The organism is Sphingobium sp. GW456-12-10-14-TSB1, from assembly GCF_059424385.1.
Window position 1 is genome coordinate 707,269 of record NZ_JBWKZI010000002.1, and the last position, 23,381, is coordinate 730,649.

Here is a 23,381-nt window from a genome sequence, read left to right on the forward strand (position 1 = left end):
TTTACCGTCGGGATATGTCGCCCCGCTCAGGGACCCGCAAGGGGTCCGTCGCGGAGCGATGCGGTGTCGCCCTTTGAGCGACCCCGGCTCCTGCGCGCGGCTCCGCCGTGCTCGTCGCAGGGACGCCCTGCGGGCGCGGGTCGGGTTGTTGGTTATGTGCGATTGTGGCGGGCGGCAGGGCCTTGAGCGTAGCGACAGAAGCTGTGCCACCAGCGCGAATCGCGTGGGTGAGAATGTCGCGCAATTCGCGTTCGGTCAAAAATTCGATCGGCAGTTCGGAGACGATAGCGGCATATTTGCCGCGCAATGCGCGGCGGGTCTGGCCGATCTCCTGCGCAACTTTCCTCTGTCGCGCTTCAAGGTCAGCGAGGCGTTCGCGTTCGGTCATTCTGGGCATGGCATCTTCCTTTCAGATGGCCTGCCCGCCACCTGTTTCTTATCGATGGAGTGCATCATGATCGCAATGGAAATGTTGCAGCTGGGGTGCGTTTGCCTGTGGCGCGATGTGCCGCAGAAAAGAACAAAAACCCCTGCGGGGAGCCCCGCGCCTTCCGGCACGAGGCAGCGCAGTGGCAAGCGCGCTGCGAAGGAAGGACGCACGGCACGAGGCCGTTTTGTAATGCACCGTACGCACGGATGCTGCGAACGCGAAACGCCCTAATTTCCGTAGCTTATGCCCGTCACACCGGTCGGACAGTTTGTCACTGATCGTCATACCTGTATGACGCCCGATCAGTCGATCTATGCTAAGTCTTTGATCGCCCATGTCATCATTTGTCCGACGTGGCAGACACTGAACATTTCTCTATGGCATTGAGATCAAGCGACGAATCTGCTATAAGGCCCGAGCTTCACTACCCGTCGGCGCAGAAACAGGATCTGCGCATGGCCCGAATAACGATCCGTCTCGATGACGCCCTGTTCGACCGACTGGTCGATCAGGCCCATAACAGTGGCAGCACTCCGTCTGCCTATCTTCGTGATATTCTGCACCGCTTTGAGGGGGATGATCCATCGGGCTATCATGCCCGTCTGGATGAGCTGCACGCGACCGCCATTCAGACCCTGGCGATTCTCGCCAAGTCCATTGGCACGCGCACGCCCGACATATTGGCAGCCGGGCTGGCCGATGCCCGACGCCTGCTCAAGGAAAGGGGGCTGCTCGATCCTGAGCAGGATCGGCCATGAGCATTTTCCGGCATGATACATTGGGGTCCTGGACGCGTGGCGGACAGGCGATCGTCCACAATGTCCGCATGACCACGCAGGTCTTCTACCAGACCTTTCTTGCCAGTGTCATTATCTGGGTTGGCGGCATCATCTGGTATGCGCTGGAGAAGTCATCCGACTATGAACGCTTCGTTCTGATGAAGCTCGGCCAGGCAATGGTGATGGGCGATACCATCCCTGGCAACGTCACGCCCATATTGTTCAAGACACCCGCTGGCCGCGAATATTGGACGACGCCCAGAGATATACTGGAATCCGGCATTGCCCATAAGACGCTTGTCGCTTTCGAAACCTATCTCCTGCACGGGGCGGCGCTTTCGGGCCTATTTGCCCTCGCTATGCTGTTCTGGGCCTGGTTCTATTTTACCCGCATGGGCAGGGGGCTCGGGTCGAACCAGTTCCTGCGCGGTGCGCGCTTTGGAACCGTGCGGCAGATACGCCGGGCGTTGCGCTGGCAGAAGCGCGGCAGCCTCGCCATCGGCGGCGTTCCCGTGCCTCACGCATTCGAGCCAGAGCATATCCTCATCTGCGGCGCGCCTGGCACAGGCAAGACCAACCTCATCATCAAGATGCTCGACGGGGTACGCAAGACGAAGCGCCGGGCTATCATATATGACACTGCGGGTACGTTTGTGGAGAAATTCTACCGGCCAGGCACCGACATCCTCCTCAACCCGCTCGATGCCCGCGCTGATGCCTGGGCCCCCTGGGTCGATGTGCCGCGCGACTATCATTATGACCAGATTGCGGAATCGACCATCCCCGACAAGACCGGCGATCCCTTCTGGGCGAAAGCGGCGCGCGGCACGCTGGTCGCCGTCATGCGCAAGTTGGCGCGGCAGGAACGGACCCTGGTTTCGATCCTGCTGGACACCCTGCTTCGGTCCAAGCTCAAGGAACTGGCCGCTTTTGCCGCCGGAACCGATGCGTCGGCCTTTATTTCCATTGAAGGGGAACGAACCTCAGCGGGCATCCAGGCGGAACTCGCTTCGGTCATGCGCAGCTTCTCCTATCTGGATGATACAGATGATGGCCTGTCGATCCGCGATTGGGTCGCCAATGAAAAGGATGATAGCTGGCTATTCATTACCGTAAAGGCTGACCAGTTGCCCTCGCTTCGTCCGCTGATAACGGTCTGGCTGGACATCGCGATCAGCGCCATCATGAGCCTGGAGCCGGACCAGGATCGGCGTCTTTACTGTGTGATCGATGAACTGCCATCACTCCAGAAACTGCCCTCGCTCTCCGACTTTCTGGCCCGCGCCCGCAAATATGGCGGATGTGGTATATTGGGGTTTCAGAGCTATCCGCAGCTTGAAGCCACCTATGGTATTCAGGATGCAGCAGCCATCACCGGCTATTGCTCGACCTGGGTAGCGCTGCGCGCCAACGACACCCCGACCGCAAGGCATGTCAGCGAAAATCTGGGACAGGTTGAACAGGTCGAAGCCAATGAGGGCATGTCCTACGGCGTCAACGATATGCGCGATGGGGTAAATCTGTCGCGCATGCAAGTGACCCGGCCGTTGGTCATGCATACCGAGGTTACCAACCTTCCCAATCTCGTCGGCTATCTGCGTTTTGGTCGCAGTCTTCCGGTTGTGCGCTTTATCGACAGCTATAATAAGTTGCCCTCAATTGCTGTCGCGTTTGCAGAGCGGATTGCCCCGCCTGTCCGCCTGTCACCGCAGTTGGATGGGGAAGGGGCACCGACAAACACTGCATCGAAACGCGGGGCCAGGCTGACCCGTCGCAAGACTTCATCGTCATCCCACGCGACCGCCGAAATTCCGCCTGAACAAGAAGCCGGTTTTGGCGGGGTAGATGCGCCCGCACCAAATGCCGTTATGCCGAGCAGGAATGATGGTGAAAGCCAAGCGCCACCTGTACCACCGCCGTTGGAGCTTTTTGGCAAGCCCGCGGGCTTCCGCCTTTCCCAGCATGCGCGTCATGATGGTGCTCGCAACAGGGCGACGCCGGCATGATCCATCCTCGTCGCTTGAAGGGCACACCGACCAATCTCACCCGCTATTATATGGTGGGTGATTATTACACCAAAGGTGCCGACGAACATTCGCAATGGGGTGGCGCCATCGCTGCGGAGCTTGGACTGAACGGTAAGGTCGATCCCTCGACCTTCCAGGCTTTGCTTGATGGGAAGGTCGATGAGCAGAAGCTGGGGCGCCGCCGCGGCGAAAGCAAGATCCAGCATCATCCAGGATGGGACTTTGCAGTGAATGCGCCAAAATCGGTGTCGATCATGGCGCTCGTTGCTGGTGACGAACGGGTCATTGCCGCGCATGAAAAAGCGGTGAGCGTGGCGCTATCCTATCTGGAGGAACATGCGACGCTGCGTCACCGGGTCGATGGCAACATCACTCATGAAACCACCGGGCGTCTGATCTATGCTCGGTTTACCGAACATGCCTCGCGCGAACTGGACCCCCACCTCCATACCCATGTCGTGATCATGAACATGACAAATCGGGGGGACGGAACGCCCATGTCCAGCCTCGAAACCCGGGCGATGTTTTCAGAACAGATGGTTGCAGGGCAGGTTTATCGCAACGATCTGGCCCATCGGCTTAAAGAACTTGGCTATGGAATCGACTATGATCCGCGCAAGGGACTGTTCGAGATTGGTGACGTACCCAAAGAACTCATCAAACATATGTCCCAGCGCGCGGAGCAGATCGAGGCGCATGCGAGAGAAAATGGGCTGGCGGGCCAGGCGGCCCGACGTATGTCCTTTTACCAGACGCGCGGTCCCAAGGAAAAACTTGCCCTGGACGCGCTGCACGGCCGTTGGTCAGCACGCCTGGGTGTCCACCAAGATGCTATCGAAGGCGTACAGGAGGCGGCCGAGCAGAAGGGGGAGCGCCGCCTTGGTATCGAACCCGCCACCGCTGCGCGCGCCATGCTCTTTGGCCTGCGCCAGGCGGAGGGGCGCGAGGCGGTCAATAATCTGGGCAAGCTGTTGCGTATCAGCCTTGCCTCCCATGTCGGCGAAGTACGGTTGGAAGACATCCGCCCCCTCGCGCAGGGGCATGAAGCCAGAGCCAGGCTGCTTGAAACCCGCCAGCCAACTGGCGACGAAATCCACACGCGCGGGCGCACTTCGCGTCGAACCGCGCGGCTTGAACTGGCGCTCTCGGATCAACTCGCGCTCGCGCTCAATGATGCAAAGCCAATCGCCACCGGCAAGAAACTTCAAAATCTGGCTGGCGAAAATGGCCTCAACGCCGAGCAGGCTGCGGCGTTGGTGATGATCGGCACGACGGTTGACCGCGTGGTCGGTGTCCATGGCGTTGCGGGCGCGGGCAAATCGACGCTGGTCAGGGTATTGAACGCAGCCGCCGGGCCTGAAACGACCCTGATCGCGCTGGCACCCACCTCCTCGGCCGCCGCCAATCTGGGTTACAGCGCGGGAATAGAATCGCGGACCGTGGCCAGCCTGATCGCGGGTGGTGGCCGCAATGTCGATGACAGCCATGTCCTGATTCTTGACGAGGCCGGACAGCTTGGCAACCGCCAGGCGATGCGGGTGCTGGAGATCAGTCGCAAGACCGGCGCGCGCCTGATTCTGCTCGGCGATAATATGCAGACCGGTGCGATCGAGCAGGGTAAGCCTTTCTGGCTCATGCAGCGCTTGGGGCTGCCCAAGGCAGAACTGACCGCATCGGTTCGGCAGGAAACACGCCCTATGAAGGTCGCAGTGACGCAGGCCCGGCTTGAGAATTATGGGGCTTCGCTGGCATCGCTCGACAAAGTGGTAAGTGGCGATACCGCCGAAAATCTGGCGCAAGCGCTTGTAGGAGAGTGGACGCGCCTCGGTGCCAAGAGCCGCACCAAGACCAACATATTGGTGCTGGAAAATGCCACCCGTCTCATCCTCAACGACAAAATTCGCGAAGCGTTGAAGGCCGAAGGAGCGCTCGCCGGACAAGATACCGGGTTTTCCGTTCTGACGCCTTCCGGGATGACGGATCAGGAAAAGCGTTTCCCCCGCTTCTACACGCGCGGGCAGATCGTGCTTTTCTCGCGCGACGATATTGGTCTTGGTGTCGCCCAGGACAGGGAATATCGGGTCGCTGGAATTGCCAAGGACGAGACAGGGCGACAGCGGGTCCGCCTTTCCGATGAAAACGACCGCACAATACTGTGGGATCCACGCTTGGGTCGGACGTCAAAGGTCAATATCTTCAATGAGGAGCATCGTGATCTGGCCAAAGGCGATCGGATCCAGTGGCGTCTCGTCGATCATGCGCTCGGTATCCGAAATGCTGACCGGGGAACCGTAGAAAAGCTGACAGATCGAACCGCGACGATATTATGGGATCGTGACGGCAGACGTCAGGAAATTGACCTCACACGACACAAGAACTGGGACCATGGATATGCGGAAACGGTCTATTCCGCACAGTCAAAAACCTATGATCGTGTCTATGTGCTCGCTCCGGTAGGTTCGTCGCTGGTCACTGGTAAGAATTATTACACGGCCATCACCCGCGCGCGCTTTGGGGTGAAGCTTTGGACGGAGAGTGCGGATCGCCTGATCGAAAAGCTTGAACGCAATTCTGGCACCAAGACCTCTGCGCTCGAAGGGCTTGGTCGGCTCGACAAGGACAGCGTGAAGGGCAGGGCAGTCAGACATGAGCAACGCTGGGACGAGTTGCGGTTGCTACAGCAGGCGAATCGGGAAGCGCGCAAAATGCGGACATTTGATGAGCGAGAGAGGCGATCACAGCCGATGCCTGGCAGTCTGGCGACGAGCCTTGCCGGCCGCGCACAGTCGGTTGCACAGATGGTTGATCGGTGGCTGACGTCATTGCTGACCAAGTCCGACAACCAACATCGGCAGAGTATCGATCAAGCAGCGTCACGACAATCTGATGTTAATACGCCACCCCAATCGCGTGATCATCGAGGTGGTCATGATCGTTGAATGGGCAACCAGCGTTTGCCGTATTGGGGTCACGTTGCTCGCAATGTTGATGCTGACGCAAACTGCGCCCGCACAAGCCAAATCAATACTCTCTGCTTCGCACGAAGCGAAGATCGAACAATGTATTCGGCAGGCAGCGGCGGGACACGAATGGCTCGAAAGGACGCTGTGGGGACTGCGCGACCAGGAAGGTGGGTGGATTGGTGCCGAGATTTTGACTACAGACGGCAGCTATGATTTGGGACCGATGCAGGTCAATAGTTGGTGGGTGGGACGGATTTCCAGAATCCTCCGCCATCGCGGGTCGGATGTGCGCCATTGGTTGATCCACGATGCGTGTTTTAATGTGCGGGCCGCACGTTGGATATTTCTATCTGGGCTCGCTGTGACGGGTGATTACTGGCAGGCTGTTGGCGCCTACCATAGTCCGACAAAGCTGCGTCAGCAGCGCTATCGGGCGAATGTCGCGGAAAAACTGATTAAAAGATTTGGTTCGGATTTATTCGAATGAAAATATACCAAGCTGCAACTAAATCAGAGAACGAGCCTCCGTAATTATTTGAAAAGTGGATAGAAGAAACTAAGACTGGACACTCGATAATTGCAGTTATCATAGAAGCGGAATTGACCGCTCTCTATAAGGTGCGTATAGGCGCGGCTGAGGAGCGCAGGGCATCATGGGCACTGAAACCGCCCAGGAAGGGCAGAAAACCTCTGTGGCGACGCCGGAGGCGTTCATGCCGGTCCTCAGATCACCGGCCGACCTTGCATGGACAATCGTGCAGATGCGCGCCGGCGAGCGTGTTATCGTCAACGAGGCGCTGATCGCGGCTTATCAGGCCGCCTCGTCGCCCCACAGCATCCGCGCGCTCAAATCCGACGCCGAGGCGTTCGACGCCTGGTGTCGGCGCACCAACCGCATCGCGTTGCCGGCCACAGCCGAGACTGTGGCCGATTATCTCGATGTGCGGGCAGGGAAGGGGAGCCGGCCTGCTTCGCTCGCGCGCTACAAGGCGTCGATCGCCAAGATCCACCAATTGCTCGACCTCAAGGATCCGACGTCGGCACCTTTGGTCAAGCTGCGTCTGCAGGCTGTGCGCCGCGAGAAGGGGGCGGCGCAGAAGCAGGCGCGGCCGCTGCGGTTCAAAGGGCCGGTGCGCGACGTCGAGCGCGACAAGGCGCGTGGGCTCAACATCCGCGCGCTGCTCGAGAGCTGCGAAGACGATCTGCCGGGCCTTCGCGATCGTGCATTGCTGTCGGCGGCCTATGACACCGGCCTGCGAGCCTCCGAACTCGTGGCGGTAGCCGTCGAGCATATCGAGGAGGCGATCGATCCCGAGGCACGGTTGCTGCAGATCCTGCGGAGCAAGGGCGACCAGGACGGAGAGGGGGCAACCGCCTACCTCAGCCCGCGCACCGTGGGAGCGATTGTGGCCTGGACCGAGGCGGCTGAGATCACGGTGGGGCCGCTGTTCCGACGGGTGCAGGTGCGGCGGTACAAGGCCCGCGCCACCGTGCGGGGGCGGCCGATCGACAGTATATCAGGCAGGGAAACGTGGGATCTGCGCAAGACGCTATCCAAGCCGGCGGTGAAGGCGCGCGTCGAATATGACATCGGCACCGTCGCGCTGCACCCGGGCTCGATCGGGCCGATCTTTCGGTCGATCATCCAGCGGGCGTTCGATCGCGGCGCGCTGCCCGATCTGACCGCAGAGGATTTGGCCAGATTGCTAAAAGGGATCAGCGCGCATTCGACACGGATTGGGCTGAACCAGGATCTGTTCGCGAGTGGCGAGGACTTGGCCGGCATTATGGATGCGCTCCGGTGGAAATCGCCGCGGATGCCGCTCGCCTACAACCGCAACCTCGCCGCTGAGCATGGCGCTGCAGGTCGCCTCATGGCGAAAATTGCTTAGCCGTCAGCGCCGAGATCGAACGAAAGCTGGGACACTTCCGCCGTTCCTGACTCACGGCTTGAATGGCTGCTTCTGTCTGAAGCAAACGATGCCGATGGACAGAGGGTCTGACCGTAGATGTGCCGAACCTTTGGGAAGAACTCGTTAGTGCGAGAACGGATCCAGCTGAGCAATACGGCTGGAAGCACGGCGCGCCGGCGGCTAGATCGGTTCAGGGAATTACTATCTCGTGGGGGCGGAGTGCTGACTTCAATTGGGATTGCTGGCGAGGCGACATATCCAGCCGCAGGTGAGAAGCTCACCAACCTTAAAAAGATCAACTACCTATTCGGTCACAATGGCTGCGGGAAGACAACCGTATCCTGGCTGCGCAATGCGCCACATATGGCGCGGCGATCTGGATGAGAAGTTTCCGTCAATCAGGATGAGAACTGATCGTCGCGGTTTTCAAGTGGTGCCTGCTTTGATTGACGCTGGCAAGCGCTACTCGCAGGTTTGATTGTCGCTGCGCGACATTTCCTCGTTGGACTTGATTGTCGCGAAGGTCGGTGGCCGACCAGCGCGTGATTGTCGCTGGATCGCCGAGCGGCGGCGGTAGCTCTCGACATTCATCTCGAAGATTGTCGCGTGGTGAACGAGGCGATCTACGGCGGCGAGCGTCATGGCGGGATCGGGGAAGACCCGGTTCCATTCACCAAAAGGCTGGTTGGCGGTGATGAGCGTGGAACGCCGTTCGTACCGTGCGCTGATCAACTCGAACAGGACGGACGTTTCAGCCTGATCCTTGGTCACATATGCGAGGTCATCGAGGATCAGCAGATGATATTTGTCGAGTTTGGCTATCGCGGCTTCGAGCGCCAGTTCACGGCGGGCAACCTGAAGTTTCTGGACCAGGTCGGAAGTGCGGGTAAACAGGACGCGCCAGCCATTTTCGATCAACGCAAGGCCGATTGCGGCTGCCAGATGGGTTTTACCCCCACCCGGTGGACCAAAGAAGATGAGGTTGGCGCCTTTTTCGAGCCAGCCATCACCAGAACACAGCGCCGTCACCCGGGCGCGGGAGATCATTGGCACTGCATCGAAGGCGAAGCTGTCGAGAGTCTTGCCAGGTGGCAGGCGGGCTTCGCCCAGATGCCTTTCGATCCGGCGTCGGTCCCGTTCTGCGATCTCATGCTCAGCGAGCGCCGCAAGCAGGCGGGCCCCAGGCCAGCCTTCCTTGTCTGCCCGCGTGGTAAAGTCGGGCCAGATCAGTTTGATTGCTGGCAGGCGCAGGTCGTTGAGGATGAGGCTCAGACGCTGGGCGTCGATAGCGGGTGCGTTCCGGCTCATGCGGCTTCTCCCGCCAGGAGAACATCATAGGTGACAAGGGGGACCAGTTCCACCACCACGTCGGGAAGTGCCGCCGGATCGGGAGCGAAGCGTATTCGCAAGGCATCCATGTCGGGGAGACGGTTAGCAGCGACGTCGGCTGCCAGCAGTTCCGCGAGTTCGGCTTCGCAGGCCCTTTCGTGCGCCATTGCCAACAGTTCTACCATCTGCCGACAAGCGATCCGTTCGGGCAACGCGGCGATGAGCCGGTCGAAGGTCTGACGATAAGGCTCCCTTGGGAAGAGCTGGTCACGATAGACCAACTTCAGGAGCGCCATGGGTTTGCGCCGCAGGCTATGGATGACGTGCCGATAATCGACCACATGGCCGTGGGAGCCGTTATTGAACGACCGCCCCCGCGGCAATGTCATGAGGTGAGTGCCGCCGATGAACAGATCGAGGCGATCATCGTAAAGCCGAACGCGCAGCCGATGCCCGATCAGCCGTGAGGGCACGGTATAGAACACCTTACGAAGCGTGAAGCTGCTGGTCGAGGTGACCGTGACGATCGTCTCCTCATAATCGCTGGTGCGCGCGCCAGGCAGGGGCTGCAATATCGCACGCTCGGCGTCTATGCGTGGGCCGTTGCGCCGGTTCTTGCGGCTGACGACTTCGTCGATGAAGTGCCGGTAACTCGCCAGATCATCGAAGTCTCGCGAACCACGCATCAGCAGCGCGTCCTTTATTGCTGCCTTCAAATGCCCGTGCGGGCTCTCGATCCCGCCATTCTCATGGGCAACGCCGCGGTTGTTGCGCGTCGGCGTCATGCCATAATGTTCGCACAGCGCGTCATATCGCAGCGTCAGATCTTGCCGGGCATCAGCGTCCAGGTTGCGAAACGCGGCCGACAGGCTATCGCTGCGATGCTCAACCGGGGCACCGCCGACGGCCCACAGGGCGTTTTGCAACCCTTCTGCAAGCGCGACATAGCTCTCGCCGCCCAGAATGACATGGACGTGTTCGAAGCCCGACCATATCAGCCGAAAATGGTAGAGGCGATGATCGAGCGGCACGCCGACGATCGTTACGTGCTCATCGTTCATCTCGGTGAAGTCCGAGAGGCCAAGCCGTCCCGGCTCATGCACCTGCCGGAAGATCACTTCCTGCTCGGGACCATGGATCGCCCGCCATGTTCGGATCCTTCGCTCCAATGTGCGCCGAATGCGCCCATCAAGCTCAGGGTGACGGCGACATATCTCCTCGAAAATTGCCACTGACCGCAAACCAGGCGCAGCCTGGAGCATGGGGACCACATCCTCGTCGAAGATCCCGGCTAACGGGTCCGGGCGTCGCCGCTCTCGCTGGACCTGCCTTTGCGAGGGAAGCCGAGGATCTCCCTCGATGCGATATGCGGTCGCCGTGCTGATACTGGCCTTGGCGGCGGCGATCGGAACGGCATGGGTATGTCGGAGCTTCATGTAGAGCCTCATCTGATGATCGTTGACGTGGCGGCCCGGCATGAACGACATCCCCTCTCGCGAAGTTATGCCTTTGAATACCTGACCGGCCGCAACCATCAGAAACGCCCCGGAAAGGGCGACATCGCCACCTGCTGATCCGGCTCCGGGCTACGCCCTACGCCGCATCAGCAGGTGGCGATTCTCATCTTGATTGACGCTGCTCTCTCATCCTGATTGTCGCGCGGCACGCCACAATCGCCGGCTGCGCGCAATATTGTGCAGGGCGGTGACAAAACCGGCCACAGGAACGCTGGCGTTATGCTGAGCGTGGCGGAGTAAAATCCGGCCAGTGGTTAGGCTGATCGCTTTGGGGTCGGCCAGGGATGTTTGCCGTGGAGAGCTATGCCGCCGTTCGGCGCTTCGTGTTTGTAGAGGGTCACAGTCGCCGTGAGGCTGCACGGGTGTTCGGACTGAGCCGAGATACGGTCGCCAAGATGTGCCGTTTCTCGCTGCCGCCGGGCTACACGCGGACCAAGCCAGCAGAGAAGCCGAAGCTTGGGCCGCTGTTGCCGGTCATCGATGCCATTGTGGAAGCAGATCGGACGGCGCCGGTGAAGCAGCGTCATACGGCCAAGCGGATCTTCGAGCGACTGCGCGACGAGCACGGCTTTGCCGGCGGCTATACTGTGGTGAAGGATTATGTCCGGCTGTGCCGGGCGCGGGGCCGCGAGACGTTCGTGCCGCTGTCTCACCCGCCGGGCCATGCACAGGTGGACTTTGGCGAGGCGATCGGAGTGATCGGCGGTGTGCGCCAGAAGATCCACTTCCTGTGCATGGATCTGCCGCAATCGGACGCGTGCTTCGTGAAGGCCTATCCGCGCGAGACGACCGAGGCGTTCCTTGATGGTCATGTGTCGGCGTTCGCCTTCTTCGGCGGCGTGCCGTGCTCGATCCTGTACGACAATACGACGATCGCCGTGGCGAAGATCTGCGGCGAGGGGAAGCGCGAGCGCACGCGTGCCTTCACTGAGCTGTGCAGCCATTATCTGTTCCGCGACCGCTTTGGCCGGCCTGGCAAGGGCAACGACAAGGGAAAGGTCGAGGGACTGGTGAAGTTCTCGCGCGCCAACTTTATGGTGCCGATACCGGTGGCGGCGAGCTTCGACGAGTTGAACGCCATGCTCGCCGGCCGCTGCCGGTCTCGCCAGACCGAGCGTGCTGGCCGTCACGTGGAGACGATTGGCGAGCGGATGGCTGCTGACCTGGCAGCGCTACGCTCACTGCCGGCGGTACCACTGGAGCCGTGCGAGAAGCGGGCGGCGCGGGTCTCGTCGATGATCGTCAGCGACAACGTCCTGGGTCGGGAAGCAATAGGGAGATTCGGCCAGCAGGTCTCTTTGCGCCAACTACGGTCGGCGCTGCATGCATTCTGAGCCAAGTGGCTTCCACCGTCAACGGGATCGCTCTCTGCCATAGCAAACACAGGATCCAGCGGCGCCGAAGCGGCCGTGGTCCTCACCGTCCTTAGAACGAGATACGCACCCAGGTGGAAGGCCCGAACATTATCTACAGGGTCGCTTTCGCGCCCTCACGGCACTTGCAGAGAGGGGTCCTTCCACCTGGCATCCGACCGTTCGACGAACGGTCGGTACTCTGTCCCCGTCTTGACGACCGCGTGAGCCACGCGCGCCATCTTGGCGGTGAGCGCCGTCATCGCCTTTCGGCGACGATCGGCATCGTCCGCGTGCCCGGCGGTATATCGTCCGAGCTTGTCGCGGAAGCTGTTGTCGCGCTGGCGCGCGGCGACTTGGGCGGCCATCCAGAAGGTCCGGCGCAATCGTGCGTTGCCGTACTTGGATAGCTTCGTGCGACCGCGAAACGTGCCTGATTGGCAGGTCGCGAGATCGAGGCCGCAGAACTTAAGAAATTGGCGATGATGGCTGAAGCGGCGAAGATCGCCTGCCTCTGCCAGGATCGTCAGTGCATTGATCGGACCGATGCCGGGAATCTTGCGCAGCAGCTGGTAGTCAACGTCATCGGCGAGCCTGAGATGGGCAAGCCGCTCGATCTCGTCGCGCTGCTGGATGAGACTTCGTCCCTGCGCAATGACCATACGGAACATGGTGATCGCCGTAGAGTCCTCTGGCACTGGTAACGCGGTAGAAGCACACGCTGTCTCATACACATCGTTGATCAGCCGCGCCTTGGAGACCTTGCGCCCGATCAGGGGCCATACCTCGGCCGAGAAGGCCTCCCGATCAAGCGAGGTGATGCTCGTCGGGGTCGGGAACCGCTCGATCATCGCCAGGAACCAATCCGACCGGCTGTTGCCGGCAAAGCGCGCGATCTCGGGAAAATACAGCGGAAGGTAGTGGGTCAAGATGCGATGCCAGGTTTGCGTCTTCATCCTAGACACGACCTCGTGGGTCTTGGACAGTTCCTGCAGATCGTTGATCCCGGCGGCAAGTGGGTCGACGTAGCGTTGGGTGGCACCGATCCGTAGCATGTGGAGGATGACCTGCGCGTCTTTGGGATCATTCTTATCCCAGCCATTGTGCAACGCCTCTCGCGTGCGCGCCAAAGCAACCGAGGAGATGAGCCGCAGCTCGAACCCTGCAGTGAGCAAGCGATGCGCAAGGGTCCGGTGGTAATTGCCGGTCGCCTCAAAGCCGACCACGATGGGCCTGCCAATGGCGGCGAGCTGCTCGGCTAAGCCATCATAGTCCGCCTTGGTCGCGAGCACCGTCATGCGCCTGCGCCGTCCTCCTTCAGGGCGCTCGATGAGCACCTCCTGGCGGTTTTTGGCCATATCGATCGCTACGAGCACGGCGCCTGCGGGTGTAGAAGAGAGCTTGGTCATGGTTGGTCAGCCTCCAAAGTGTCGTCTCGACAACCTCACTTTAGAGACCTGCTGGGCGATCATGACCGCCTTGATGAAGCCGGCGGGCGCTACGCGCTCTTGTCTCCATCAAGGCAACCGGACCATTCCAGAACCTGCTTCCCAATTTACTACGGCACCGAGCTGACCTCGAACGCGGTCCTCGCCTGGTGCGGACAGATCGGGGTCGAGTGGCACTACATCGCGCCGGGCAAGCCGATGCAGAACGGCTACGTCGAGAGCTTCAACGGCCGCATGCGCGACGAGCTGCTCAACGAGACGCTGTTCCTCAGCCTGGACCATGCCCGCGTGGTGATCGCCGCCTGGGCTCAGGATTACAACCAGGAGAGGCCGCACTCATCCCTGGGATACGAGACCCCAGCGGCGTTCGCCGCTGAACTGGATAAGCAATGGCCTGCTTCGCTACGCCCTACGGGCTCCGCTGCGCAGGCCATTGCTCAACCCGCGCTCATGCGCAACAAAGCTGAAGGGCTCTAATCCGTGCTGGTGGAAACCAGGGGGTCACGTCACCTTGAACCGCAAGAATGCCCTGTTCGCCGGATCGGACGAAGGCGGCGATAACTGGGCGGTGATCGCCACGCTCATCGAATGCTGCAAACTCAACGCCATCAACCCGCACGACTGGTTGACGGCTACGCTCTCGCGCCTCGCCGCAGGTCATCAGGCCAATGCCGTCGACAAACTCATGCCCTGGATCGACGTGGGCTGAAAACACCGCTTACGAATCAGCAACGGAAGTCGCTAATGCATTACAGCGTCACTTTTGGCGATTATCCGATCTGTCGATCCTCCGTCCCGTTAGCAAGCCTTTGGCGCCCGTGCCTTCGAACTTGAACTCGAAGTCTCTCCAGGTTTTCCTCCAGCGTCGCGCCACGTATCTTTCTCCCGGTCTTGCTGCATCATCGAGCATGATAAGGCCTCCCGGTGCGATACGTTCGAAAAGGCGTTCCGCCATTCCTCGGGTAAAGGGATGAATTGACCAAGGCGGTCCATCTATGACAAGCAGATCAATTGTCTGTGGAAGGTCGTGCAAGGCATACCATAATCCAGGCCAGGCCTGGTCCCGAAAGTTCAGCGGAGCATGGCTGAAACTTGCCGACAGGTGGTGCTCAGCGAGCCAAATGCCCATCTGCTCAACGAACGGTTCATACTGATCGTAGCTGTATAAATGCCCGCCACCGTGAAGCGACAATGCTTTGGCGATAACCAGCGAAGTTACTCCGGAACCTAGTTCCACAACATTTTTCGGTTGTCGGACTTCAATCTCATCAACAATCCTGTGAAGAAGGTAAGTATCTGCTTTCCAGCTGCCAAGATGAGGCAAGGCGTCCTGTTCAAGGTTTATACGCTCAAGAACAGCATTTTTTTCAGCTTTGTTTCCCCCATAAAGGCTTTTCAACAGCCAAGGCCATTGGATGAGCGCAAAGAATAGCTGGAACAGGGTTTCGCCCTTTGTGCGCGCGGTGCCTGTTTCCCGCGGCATCTTTTTGGCCAGCATGCCGGTCAGATTTCTGGTCGTCAACTTTCGTCACCTTCGTTATGGATAGCAGTCCAGTGAGCGAGGCAGCAGCCAGTTACCGAGTGTCATCTTAGGCAAACCCACCAATGTATGGCGCTCTGCACAGCAAGTCGTCCGACCCTCGATGATCAGGAGCAAATCTCTTCTCCCATGCTCGTCCCTCTAGGAGCTGGACTGGCGCCCTAAAAAGCCGAGAATTGCGGCAGAAAAGGCGTCGTTTGCATCGCCTGCGACCATATGCGTGGCATCGATAATGTCGGTATATTCAGCATGCGGTGCCAGTTCGCGCAGATGTTCGACAGCGCCTTCCGAGACAAGATCACTGGATCCGCCCCTGATCAGATGCAGCGGTAGCGTCAAATTAGCGGCAGCCTTGTATAATATATTGACTTGCTGCTCCTGATGCGCGGTGTCGCTGCAATGTGCAGCCACCATATTGCGAATAAATGCTGGATCCCAGTGCCAGTAATAGCGGCCATCCTCTTTCTGCCGGAGATAGTGCCGTAGGCCACCACCCGCTCTGCGCTTGCGACGATGTGGCATGTAGCGCGCAATGACTTGTGCAGCTTCTTCCGGAGACGAAAAGCCAGTCTCGACATGTTCTTGCATGAAGCTGACCACCCGCATCACGCCGCCCGGCTCGATACGCGGGGCTATATCTACAAGAGTGAGCGATGCGAAGCTGCCTGGGGCGAGGTCTCCTTCGGCTATCATTCCGGCAAGGCCGCCGAGGGAGGCGCCTACCAGAGCCGGTTTGCGATCCATTCCTGATGCTACCGCGACGAGATCGGCCGCAAAGTCGCGCACGTCATACGCACCTGCGCTCGACCAGTCGCTATCGCCATGCCCACGCATGTCTATAGCGATAGCGCGAAACCCCGCCTCGACCAGATCTTGCACTACCCGCTTCCAGGCGCGGCGAGTCTGACCCGCCCCGTGGGCAAGCAAGACGGGCATCGCCCTGCATTCGCCCTTCACTTCAGCAGCCAGGCTGATACCAGCGGCTCCATCGATTTTGCAATTCTTCCCGGTCATCCACCAGTCTCGATCCTGCAGGCCCGATTGAAGATAAACCCCTTAGTCCATTTTTGGCTTTGCCTTTGCGCCACTTCAGGACGTTGCATCCACACACGCGCGAAGAATTGAGAGGGTTGTTCTATCGTCCTGAGTTCGTGCTTCACAGAAGCTGATTGCGCGCCTGTGCATGAAGACGAGGGTTGGTCCGTTCCTGAGCGGTCGATCGCGATCATCTATTTCCGTTCCTCAGTCGTGGGCCGGTAGTCAGGTAGTTTGGGAGATCCCAAGCCTTCCCGGTCAATCTTCTTGGCCGCATCGCCCACGCGTCGAACTGGTTCGCGAACGGAGCGGGCGGTTTCGGCGATTTGTTGCGCATCCCCTTCCAATTGCCTGATCCGGGGCCGTGCGTGTGCAATGGATAGGCCCAGAGACCGGGCCTTGCCTTCGGCATCATGCAAGGGCCGGCCGAGGCTGTCGCGAAGACCGCCCGGCGATGCCTCGAGCCTCAGGCGAAGCCTCTCCGCGTCGTCTCCCGCCCGAGCCATTACATTCCCTAGAGAATGGATCCTGTCTTCCTGCAGGGCCTCCCCCGCGATTTGACTGACATCGCTTTTCCAGTTCCGCGAGCGCAGCGCGAGTTGGCCAAGACGTTCCTCGATGGATCGCTGACCGGCAGGGTCCAGCTTCTTTGCGATGCTATCGGCACCTGACGATATCTTGGCGATCATCTCGCCTGGATTGAGGTCGCCGCTGAGGAGGCCGCCGGTCTTCACTGGTACAAGCGGGAATGGCTGTCCCGCTTGAACTGTAAGTGCCGGTTCACGCTTGTTGCTTCCCGCCAGGCTTATCTCTGCCGATCCATCGAAGAATGATTTATCGACCGACGCTGTCACGCCGCGATGGAGTAAGATGTCCTTGGTAAGGACGAACCGGACCACGACCGTATCCGGATTTGAAGGTTGGAGCCGGACCTGGGTTACTTTCCCAACGGGAACACCAAGAAGGTTGACGCCCGATCCGATTTGAACGCCGTCGACCGATTGTTTAAACTGCACCTCATACGTGGCCCCGTCAGCCTCACGTGACTGGATGAGCCACAGGGTGAACCCAATGACGGCGGTTATGAGCAGGCCGACAACAAGGCTCACCTTCAACCAGTTCGAACGCGTTTCCATGTGACCTAGAAATCCTGGAGCCGGTAGCGCGACAAATGAGCTTTTAATTTTCGCGAGATTTGGAACGTGATCACCGCCGCTTCACTCGTTCGCCAATTGCCAGGGCAATGGAAAGCACCGACAGCAGCCCGGCGATGATCGGTTCCGAGGCGAAAAGGATTGCAGCACATATTCCCAATGCTGCGGGGTAGAGCTGGGGAGTGGCTCTGCTGTTGCGCTCATCGCCGCGCAATCGTTCAAGATCCCTGGGTGCGATACTGACGGTGATCGATCCGGTACGCGCAACTCTCTCGATCTGTCCCACCAGGCTCGGCGTTGACAAGGCGGCTCTTCCAAGCGCTGCAAACAGCTTGCCCGCTTCGCCACGCAATCGCGCCGGACTCGTTCGCTCGCGCATCAGTTCCTTTGCCAGCGGAGCCAGTTCTCGAGTGATGTCGAATGTCGGATCGATGCGCCGGACAAATCCCTCTGCCGTGAGCAGCGTCCGGAGCACCAGTGCCAGATCGGGCGGGAGCGCGAGATGAAAGTCGCGCAGTATCGCAAAGACGATTTGGAAAATGTCGGTAAGGTCAATTTGCTCGAGCAGAACATTGCTGAAACGGTTGATCAGTTCGGCCAGGGCCTCTTCCAGCCTGACACGGTCAACATCAGGGTCGCCCGCCCAAAGCAGCAGAATATCGACGACCCCGCCTGTGTCCTCCGCCGCGATCGCCAGGCCAAGCCGTACCAATTCTTCCCGGCGTCGTGGCAGAAGCGTCCCCACCGCTCCGAAGTCGATAAGCCCCAGCGTTCCGTCCTCCAGGAAAAAGACGTTGCCGGGGTGGGGATCGGCGTGGAAATGACCATTGATGACGATCATGTGGAGGATCGCCTGCGCATAGGTGCTGGCGAGGCTAATGAGATCAAGGTCGCTTTGCCGCGCCGCCTCCAGATTGCTTGCCGGAACGCCTCGAAACCGCTCCTGTATGTTGACACGCCTGCCGGACAACTCCCAGTCAAAGCGAGCCGTTCGCACGCCGAAAGCTTTGAGATACTCTCCGATCGTATCGCTGGCGCGAGCTTCCGCGCCAAGGTCCATTTCCCGATCGATACTTTCAGCGAAGTGGCGCAGCAGTTCGTCCGGCTTTAGTCGCGCGATCTCGGGGATGCGGCGCTCTGCGATCCGGGCGACGCGGCGCAGCAGCCGAAGGTCGGCGTCGACAATCCGCTCGATCCCGGGACGACGGACCTTGACGATAACGTCCCGGCCGTCGAGCAGCGTTGCTGCATGGACCTGAGCGATCGAGCCGGCCGCAATCGCTTCGTCTTCAAAGGAGGCGAAATAGCTTTCCACAGTTCCGCCGATCGCCTCTTCGATAAGTGGTCGCACGGTGGCGAACGGCAGCGGCGGAACCCGGTCCTGAAGTTTCGAAAGCGCATCGATCCAATCGGGCTCCAGCAGATCACTTCGCATTGCAAGAATCTGCCCGAACTTGACCGCTGCAGGACCGATATCTTGCAGCAGCGCAACGACTGCTTCTGGTCGAGCGCTATCAAATGGTTCCTCACCACCCAGTCTGAGACCTAGCCGGGAGGCCATTCCCTTGAGGCCGTGTCGCCCGAACAGAAGCAGGATTTGTGCGAACCGCTCCCGCTCCTTCAATGCGACCGCTTCAGGCCCGTCCATCAAATGAGGATCAGCCATCATTATGTGCCTTGAGCGTGGGGACGCGACCTTGGCGGAAGCCAGCTTGCGTTTCGAGTTGATCCACGACCTTGTCGAGGTGAAGGATCGCCCTATCCAATGCTTCCAGTTCTTCCGCGGTCAAGCTGCCGAAGGTCTTCGCCACAATGCCATCGTAGAGTGGCAGGGCCTGCTCCAGCATCGCCCTGCCTGCGTCCGTGATTTCCACGAGCTTTACACGACGGTCCTCTTCAACGGGCGAGCGCGTGACCAGATCATTCTGCTCCAACCAGTCAATCGCCTGGGTTACCGTGCGCGGGGCCTGATCGAAGAAGCTTGCAATATCGGTTGAGCGGCTGGGTTGCTCGGCGAGATATACCAGCAGCTTAAGACGGGCCATCGATGCACCTTGGGACGCAAGGTGCGTGTCGATCAGCCGCCGCATTCTGTACCAGGTCCAGCCAAAGGCCGTCGCGAGTGCGCGCAAATGAACTTCCTGAGGTTCCATATGTTATGTCCTTGCTCAATCTTCGATGGCATGGCAAGGGGAGAGGATAAAGTTATGACTGCGACGAAGCTGGCACCTCTTGGCCCATGGCGTGCCATTGCTCGATCATCATCGTGAGACCCCAATGCTTGACCATGCCAAGGTTCAAGATATGCGCTGCGTGGCGTTGATGCCAGCAGGAGCCGAAATCGTCCGCTGCTCAATTCCCATGCTGCTAGTGCGATGATCGCGGCAGATTGGCATATTGACGAGGGTGGCGGCCCGACTCTGCATGTGAGCGGTGACTGGACTTCGCTTGCTTTGGGCGATGCGGAAGGGCGCCTGGGTGCCCAGGCGGCCAGGAGTCTAGTCGTGCAGCGTCTCGATCTTTCTGCTCTGGGGCGGATCGACACTGCCGGTGCCCTCCTGCTTTTGCGGTCCATGGCTCCAGACGCCGATATAGACTTTGGCGAAAGAGAGGATTTGCAAAGGCTGATAGACCTTGTTCGACCTGCCCTTGAATCAGATACGGCCGGTAAGGCTGGCGTCACTGGTGTTCTGGGATTTTTCGAGCGCTTCGGCCGTCAGTTAGTCGGGATCGCCGATGACGCCTACCAGATGCTGGTGTTCACTGGGCAGCTTATTGTGGCGCTCGGCCGTACCCTTGGCGATCCTCGCCGACTGCGCATGACGCCGCTTGTCGCGTTCATGCAGGACGCGGGCATTAATGGGCTTCCGATAGTTTTTATCATGACCTTCTTCATCGGCGCGGTCATTGCGCTCGTTGGCACCAACCTTTTGACAACGCTTGGCGTTGAGGTGTTCACGATCCAGTTGGTGGGCGTGGCCATCCTGCGCGAGTTCGGCGTGGTGATCACTGCCATCCTTCTGTCTGGACGTTCCGCATCTTCCTTTGCCGCTCAGATCGGTTCGATGCGGATGAACCAGGAAACCGATGCGATGCAGGTTATGGGCGTGGACCGCTTCGATGCGCTGGTAATCCCGCGCATCTTAGCCGCGCTTCTCATGATGCCTCTTATGACCTTCTGCGCGGATATCGGCGGTCTTGCTGGCGGACTCTTGGTCAGTTGGGTGACGATTGATATCAGCCCGGTCTTCTTCATCCAGCGTACGCTCGAAACGGTGGACATTAAGCATTTCTGGATAGGCATGTGCAAAGCGCCGTTTCTGGCTCTGATCATCGCTGCTGCGGGCTGTCGGCATGGCCTTATGGTCGGCGGCGACGTCCAAAGCCTTGGTCAAAATGTGACGTCCGCGGTCGTCCAGTCAATCTTCATGGTCATTATGTTCGATGCGATTTTCGCGGTTATCTTCATGGCGCTCGATCTGTGAGGGCGCTTGTGGAAACCGATGCCGAAGACGTGCCCATTCGCGTCAAAGGCCTGCGCACGGCTTTTGGCGACAAGGTCATCCATGAGGATCTCGGCCTTGAGGTCAAGCGCGGTGAGATATTGGGTGTGGTTGGCGGATCGGGTTCCGGTAAGTCGGTGCTGCTCAACACCATCCTGGGCCTCAAGCAGCCCGATGGCGGATCCGTCGAGATATTCGGGCAGGACATCCGCGATCCGCAAGCGCACAGTGAAGTCGAGCGTCGGATTGGGGTGATGTTCCAGCAAGGCGCATTATTCTCCTTTCTCACCGTACAAGAAAATGTCGAGGCGCCACTTCTGGAACATACGAAACTTACACGTGAGTATGTGCACGATCTTGCAAGGCTGAAGATCAAGCTTGCTGGTTTGCCGGAAGATGCAGGCTGCTTGAAGCCTGCCGAGCTATCTGGCGGAATGCGCAAGCGCGCGGGGGTAGCCCGCGCAATCGCGCTGGATCCTGATATCCTCTTTCTCGACGAGCCGACTGCCGGCCTCGATCCAATTGCTGCAGCCGAATTCGATGATCTTATCAGAACATTGCGGGATGCTCTTGGCTTCACCGTGTTCATAATAACCCACGACCTCGATACTCTGTACGCGATTTGCGACCGCGTTGCGGTTGTCGCTGACAAGAAAATCGCCGCTGTTGCAACGATCAAAGAACTTGAACGGTCAGATCACCCGTGGATCCGGAGCTATCTTCTGGGACCGCGCGGCCGTGCCGCGAAAAAAGAGAAAGAAAGCTGATGGAACGCCATGCCAACTATGCTCTGGTAGGCGCCGCCTCCATCGCGTTGCTTATCGCCACGCTTGTTTTTGTGGTCTGGCTCGGCGGTTCGGCCAAAGGAAGTGATTCTTACCAGATCGTGTTTCATGGGCCAGTCAGAGGTTTAAGCGTTGGAGGCGAAGTGCAGTTCAACGGCATCAAGGTCGGGGAAATCGGCGGAATCCGCCTCGACCAGCGCGACCCCAACCGTGTGATCACGGATATCGAACTGACGCGCGGGACACCGGTGCGCGAAGATTCGGTCGCATCCTCTGAAAGTCAGGGCATCTCAGGGGTCAGCATCGTGCAAATCAGCGCGGGCACGCCGAGCAAGCCGCTGCTCAAGACCAATGATCACGGTAAGCGGCCTGTCATCGCCAGCAAGCCCAACGCTATGTCTTCATTGCTGCAAGGCGGAGGACAGGTGGTGGCAAGCGCGACCGAGGCACTGAGCCGTGTGAACAAGGTCCTTTCGGATCGTAATATCGCCAACATCGGCGGTGCCATTCGCGATGTCCGAATGACTACGGCGGAACTGGCGGCCAATCGGACCATGTTCGCCCATGCCGGTTCCGCGCTCGCCAAACTGGATCGGGCGGCTGACGATATTCAGGGCGCGGCCTCGGCCGTTCGGCAGATTGCCGATGGCGATGGCAAGCGCGCCTTCGCCGATATCTCCCAGGCGGCAAACGAACTCAAATCGGCAGTTCATGAGGCTCGCGGCGTGATCGCCAAACTCGACACGCAAAGCGCCGATATCGGTACGACCACGATCCCTAATATCAATGCGACCATGCTGACCTTGCAAGAAACAGCTGAATCGCTGGACGGGCTAATTCGCGGGATCCGACAAAGTCCCCGCGAAGCTCTGGCCAAAAGCCGGGGTGCTGAACTGGAGTTGCCTAAGTGACATTATCAACCAGGAATCGGACTTTTGCACTTCTGTCGAGCGCCTTGCTGCTGGGTAGCTGTGGAAACCTGCTAGGCGGCGGCGAGCGCGCTGACCTTTTCAGGTTTGGCGTGGTTGAGCCCACGTCCGTCACCGGGATGCAGGGTGCGCTCCCGACTCGCTCTGTATCTCTGCTTCGCCCCCGGTTCTCGCAGGAGGTAGAGGGCGATCGCATGCTCACCACGCGGGGGGAACGTGCGCTCTACCTTAAGGGGGTTCGTTGGGTGGCGCCGGTCCCCGATCTTTTCACCCAGGCGCTGATGCGTCAATATGCGGCGCGGGCACCTGACGTGCGCCTGACGGGCGTCAGAAATGCCACCGGGGCATCGCATGCGCTGCAGATTGATATCGAGCGATTCGAAGCACGGTATGCCCTAGATGGGGGTGAAAAAGCACCGCCCACTGTCATTATCGAAGGCGATGCAACCCTGTTTGACCTTACTGATCGTCGTCCCGTTGAGGCCAAGCGCTTCTTGGTGCAGGAGCCAGCGTCCGCAAATACCACGAGCGGGATAGTCGCCGCTTTCGATCGTGCAGTAGCTCGCTCAACCACAGAATTGACGGATTGGTCCGCGCAAGCAGCGCGGAAGCATTCCACGGAGCGCGCGCTTGATACATCGAAGGATCGAATGGAACGCAAGCAGGGGATAAATTGA

At 59.4% G+C, this 23,381-nt stretch carries 18 protein-coding genes and 4 pseudogenes; 13 read left to right on the top strand and 9 right to left on the bottom strand.

The annotated features are described in order from the left end of the window. Position 1: 1 nt before the first annotated feature. Positions 2–397: a hypothetical protein gene (locus AC07X9_RS20525; RefSeq protein WP_489009528.1), complete on the bottom strand. Its 396-nt coding sequence runs from the start codon at positions 395–397 to the stop codon at positions 2–4. 488 nt (positions 398–885) lie between these two features. Here AC07X9_RS20525 and AC07X9_RS20530 point away from each other — a divergent pair, with 488 nt between their 5' ends. The 5 genes from AC07X9_RS20530 (at position 886) to AC07X9_RS20550 (ending at position 8,091) form a co-directional block, all read left to right on the top strand. Continuing rightward, entirely contained in the window at positions 886–1,188 is a 303-nt protein-coding gene (locus AC07X9_RS20530) for a hypothetical protein (protein ID WP_043150418.1), read from the top strand. Next, positions 1,185–3,215 carry a type IV secretion system DNA-binding domain-containing protein gene (locus AC07X9_RS20535; RefSeq protein ID WP_086486024.1) on the top strand — a complete coding sequence of 677 codons (2,031 nt, stop codon included), beginning with the start codon at positions 1,185–1,187 and terminating at the stop codon, positions 3,213–3,215. Before AC07X9_RS20530 ends, AC07X9_RS20535 begins: the two co-directional genes overlap by 4 nt. Further along, positions 3,212–6,175: a MobF family relaxase gene (gene mobF, locus AC07X9_RS20540; RefSeq protein ID WP_086486023.1), complete on the top strand. Its 2,964-nt coding sequence runs from the start codon at positions 3,212–3,214 to the stop codon at positions 6,173–6,175. The genes AC07X9_RS20535 and mobF overlap by 4 nt, the downstream gene beginning before the upstream one ends. Beyond that, positions 6,147–6,686, top strand: coding sequence for a lytic transglycosylase domain-containing protein (locus AC07X9_RS20545; RefSeq protein WP_254908112.1), 540 nt, complete (start codon positions 6,147–6,149; stop codon positions 6,684–6,686). Before mobF ends, AC07X9_RS20545 begins: the two co-directional genes overlap by 29 nt. A 166-nt stretch (positions 6,687–6,852) precedes the next feature. Beyond that, positions 6,853–8,091 (top strand): site-specific integrase, encoded by a 1,239-nt coding sequence (locus tag AC07X9_RS20550; RefSeq protein ID WP_086486022.1) that lies wholly within the window; start codon positions 6,853–6,855, stop codon positions 8,089–8,091. Positions 8,092–8,574: 483 nt separating this feature from the next. On the opposite strand, the gene istB is transcribed toward AC07X9_RS20550, so the two are convergent. Together istB and istA (AC07X9_RS20560) are read right to left on the bottom strand one after the other, a co-directional pair. Beyond that, positions 8,575–9,420 (bottom strand): IS21-like element helper ATPase IstB, encoded by an 846-nt coding sequence (gene istB, locus AC07X9_RS20555; RefSeq protein WP_019054274.1) that lies wholly within the window; start codon positions 9,418–9,420, stop codon positions 8,575–8,577. Continuing rightward, positions 9,417–10,919 carry an IS21 family transposase gene (gene istA / locus AC07X9_RS20560; protein WP_026149933.1) on the bottom strand — a complete coding sequence of 501 codons (1,503 nt, stop codon included), beginning with the start codon at positions 10,917–10,919 and terminating at the stop codon, positions 9,417–9,419. The genes istB and istA (AC07X9_RS20560) overlap by 4 nt, the downstream gene beginning before the upstream one ends. Here istA (AC07X9_RS20560) and AC07X9_RS20565 point away from each other — a divergent pair. Together AC07X9_RS20565 and istA (AC07X9_RS20570) are read left to right on the top strand one after the other, a co-directional pair. Further along, positions 10,893–11,015, top strand: a complete 123-nt coding sequence (locus AC07X9_RS20565; RefSeq protein ID WP_019054272.1) for a hypothetical protein — start codon at positions 10,893–10,895, stop codon at positions 11,013–11,015. The genes istA (AC07X9_RS20560) and AC07X9_RS20565 overlap by 27 nt on opposite strands. Before the next feature lie 227 nt (positions 11,016–11,242). After that, positions 11,243–12,193, top strand: a pseudogene (gene istA, locus AC07X9_RS20570) (IS21 family transposase); the annotation flags it as partial. A gap of 232 nt (positions 12,194–12,425) precedes the next feature. Here the strand turns inward: istA (AC07X9_RS20570) and AC07X9_RS20575 are convergent. Then, positions 12,426–13,719, bottom strand: a pseudogene (locus AC07X9_RS20575) (IS110 family RNA-guided transposase). 153 nt (positions 13,720–13,872) lie between these two features. On the opposite strand from AC07X9_RS20575, the pseudogene AC07X9_RS20580 reads away from it, so the two are divergent. Further along, positions 13,873–14,235: pseudogene (locus AC07X9_RS20580) on the top strand (integrase core domain-containing protein); the annotation flags it as partial. A 28-nt stretch (positions 14,236–14,263) separates the two neighbouring features. Further along, positions 14,264–14,467, top strand: a pseudogene (locus AC07X9_RS20585) (transposase domain-containing protein); the annotation flags it as partial. 48 nt (positions 14,468–14,515) lie between these two features. Here AC07X9_RS20585 and AC07X9_RS20590 read toward each other — a convergent pair. From AC07X9_RS20590 to AC07X9_RS20610, 5 genes are all read right to left on the bottom strand, one after another. Continuing rightward, positions 14,516–15,280: a class I SAM-dependent methyltransferase gene (locus AC07X9_RS20590; RefSeq protein WP_130754661.1), complete on the bottom strand. Its 765-nt coding sequence runs from the start codon at positions 15,278–15,280 to the stop codon at positions 14,516–14,518. Between the two features lie 159 nt (positions 15,281–15,439). Further along, complete coding sequence (locus AC07X9_RS20595) at positions 15,440–16,312, bottom strand: alpha/beta fold hydrolase (RefSeq protein ID WP_495197998.1); 873 nt, start codon at positions 16,310–16,312, stop codon at positions 15,440–15,442. A 215-nt stretch (positions 16,313–16,527) separates the two neighbouring features. After that, positions 16,528–17,469, bottom strand: coding sequence for an MlaD family protein (locus AC07X9_RS20600; RefSeq protein WP_086486020.1), 942 nt, complete (start codon positions 17,467–17,469; stop codon positions 16,528–16,530). Between the two features lie 70 nt (positions 17,470–17,539). Next, the gene (locus AC07X9_RS20605) at positions 17,540–19,156 is read right to left on the bottom strand and encodes an ABC1 kinase family protein (RefSeq protein WP_254908111.1); all 1,617 of its coding nucleotides are present in this window, start codon (positions 19,154–19,156) and stop codon (positions 17,540–17,542) included. Next, a complete protein-coding gene (locus tag AC07X9_RS20610) occupies positions 19,146–19,640 on the bottom strand; it encodes a MarR family winged helix-turn-helix transcriptional regulator (RefSeq protein ID WP_086486019.1) in 495 nt (164 codons plus the stop codon). Before AC07X9_RS20610 ends, AC07X9_RS20605 begins: the two co-directional genes overlap by 11 nt. A 222-nt stretch (positions 19,641–19,862) precedes the next feature. Between AC07X9_RS20610 and AC07X9_RS20615 the strand changes: the two genes are divergently transcribed. The 4 genes from AC07X9_RS20615 to AC07X9_RS20630 all read left to right on the top strand — a co-directional run bounded on the left by AC07X9_RS20615 (position 19,863) and on the right by AC07X9_RS20630 (position 23,381). Next, the gene (locus AC07X9_RS20615) at positions 19,863–20,972 is read left to right on the top strand and encodes an ABC transporter permease (protein WP_495197989.1); all 1,110 of its coding nucleotides are present in this window, start codon (positions 19,863–19,865) and stop codon (positions 20,970–20,972) included. Positions 20,973–20,980: 8 nt separating this feature from the next. After that, the gene (locus AC07X9_RS20620) at positions 20,981–21,757 is read left to right on the top strand and encodes an ABC transporter ATP-binding protein (RefSeq protein ID WP_031309820.1); all 777 of its coding nucleotides are present in this window, start codon (positions 20,981–20,983) and stop codon (positions 21,755–21,757) included. Beyond that, a complete protein-coding gene (locus AC07X9_RS20625) occupies positions 21,757–22,686 on the top strand; it encodes an MlaD family protein (protein WP_024020666.1) in 930 nt (309 codons plus the stop codon). The genes AC07X9_RS20620 and AC07X9_RS20625 overlap by 1 nt, the downstream gene beginning before the upstream one ends. A gap of 137 nt (positions 22,687–22,823) precedes the next feature. Then, positions 22,824–23,381, top strand: a complete 558-nt coding sequence (locus tag AC07X9_RS20630) for an ABC-type transport auxiliary lipoprotein family protein (RefSeq protein ID WP_235955281.1) — start codon at positions 22,824–22,826, stop codon at positions 23,379–23,381.

Bases quoted from the DNA above. Each gene is read 5' to 3' on its own strand.
- AC07X9_RS20565 (WP_019054272.1), top strand. From the start codon at position 10,893: ATGATCGTTGACGTGGCGGCCCGGCATGAACGACATCCCCTCTCGCGA.
- mobF (WP_086486023.1), top strand. From the start codon at position 3,212: ATGATCCATCCTCGTCGCTTGAAGGGCACACCGACCAATCTCACCCGC.
- AC07X9_RS20550 (WP_086486022.1), top strand. From the start codon at position 6,853: ATGGGCACTGAAACCGCCCAGGAAGGGCAGAAAACCTCTGTGGCGACG.
- AC07X9_RS20615 (WP_495197989.1), top strand. From the start codon at position 19,863: ATGATCGCGGCAGATTGGCATATTGACGAGGGTGGCGGCCCGACTCTG.
- AC07X9_RS20525 (WP_489009528.1), bottom strand. From the start codon at position 397: ATGCCCAGAATGACCGAACGCGAACGCCTCGCTGACCTTGAAGCGCGA.
- AC07X9_RS20625 (WP_024020666.1), top strand. From the start codon at position 21,757: ATGGAACGCCATGCCAACTATGCTCTGGTAGGCGCCGCCTCCATCGCG.
- AC07X9_RS20600 (WP_086486020.1), bottom strand. From the start codon at position 17,469: ATGGAAACGCGTTCGAACTGGTTGAAGGTGAGCCTTGTTGTCGGCCTG.
- istB (WP_019054274.1), bottom strand. From the start codon at position 9,420: ATGAGCCGGAACGCACCCGCTATCGACGCCCAGCGTCTGAGCCTCATC.
- AC07X9_RS20630 (WP_235955281.1), top strand. From the start codon at position 22,824: ATGCAGGGTGCGCTCCCGACTCGCTCTGTATCTCTGCTTCGCCCCCGG.
- AC07X9_RS20595 (WP_495197998.1), bottom strand. From the start codon at position 16,312: ATGACCGGGAAGAATTGCAAAATCGATGGAGCCGCTGGTATCAGCCTG.
- AC07X9_RS20530 (WP_043150418.1), top strand. From the start codon at position 886: ATGGCCCGAATAACGATCCGTCTCGATGACGCCCTGTTCGACCGACTG.
- AC07X9_RS20535 (WP_086486024.1), top strand. From the start codon at position 1,185: ATGAGCATTTTCCGGCATGATACATTGGGGTCCTGGACGCGTGGCGGA.
- AC07X9_RS20610 (WP_086486019.1), bottom strand. From the start codon at position 19,640: ATGGAACCTCAGGAAGTTCATTTGCGCGCACTCGCGACGGCCTTTGGC.
- istA (WP_026149933.1), bottom strand. From the start codon at position 10,919: ATGCCGGGCCGCCACGTCAACGATCATCAGATGAGGCTCTACATGAAG.
- AC07X9_RS20605 (WP_254908111.1), bottom strand. From the start codon at position 19,156: ATGATGGCTGATCCTCATTTGATGGACGGGCCTGAAGCGGTCGCATTG.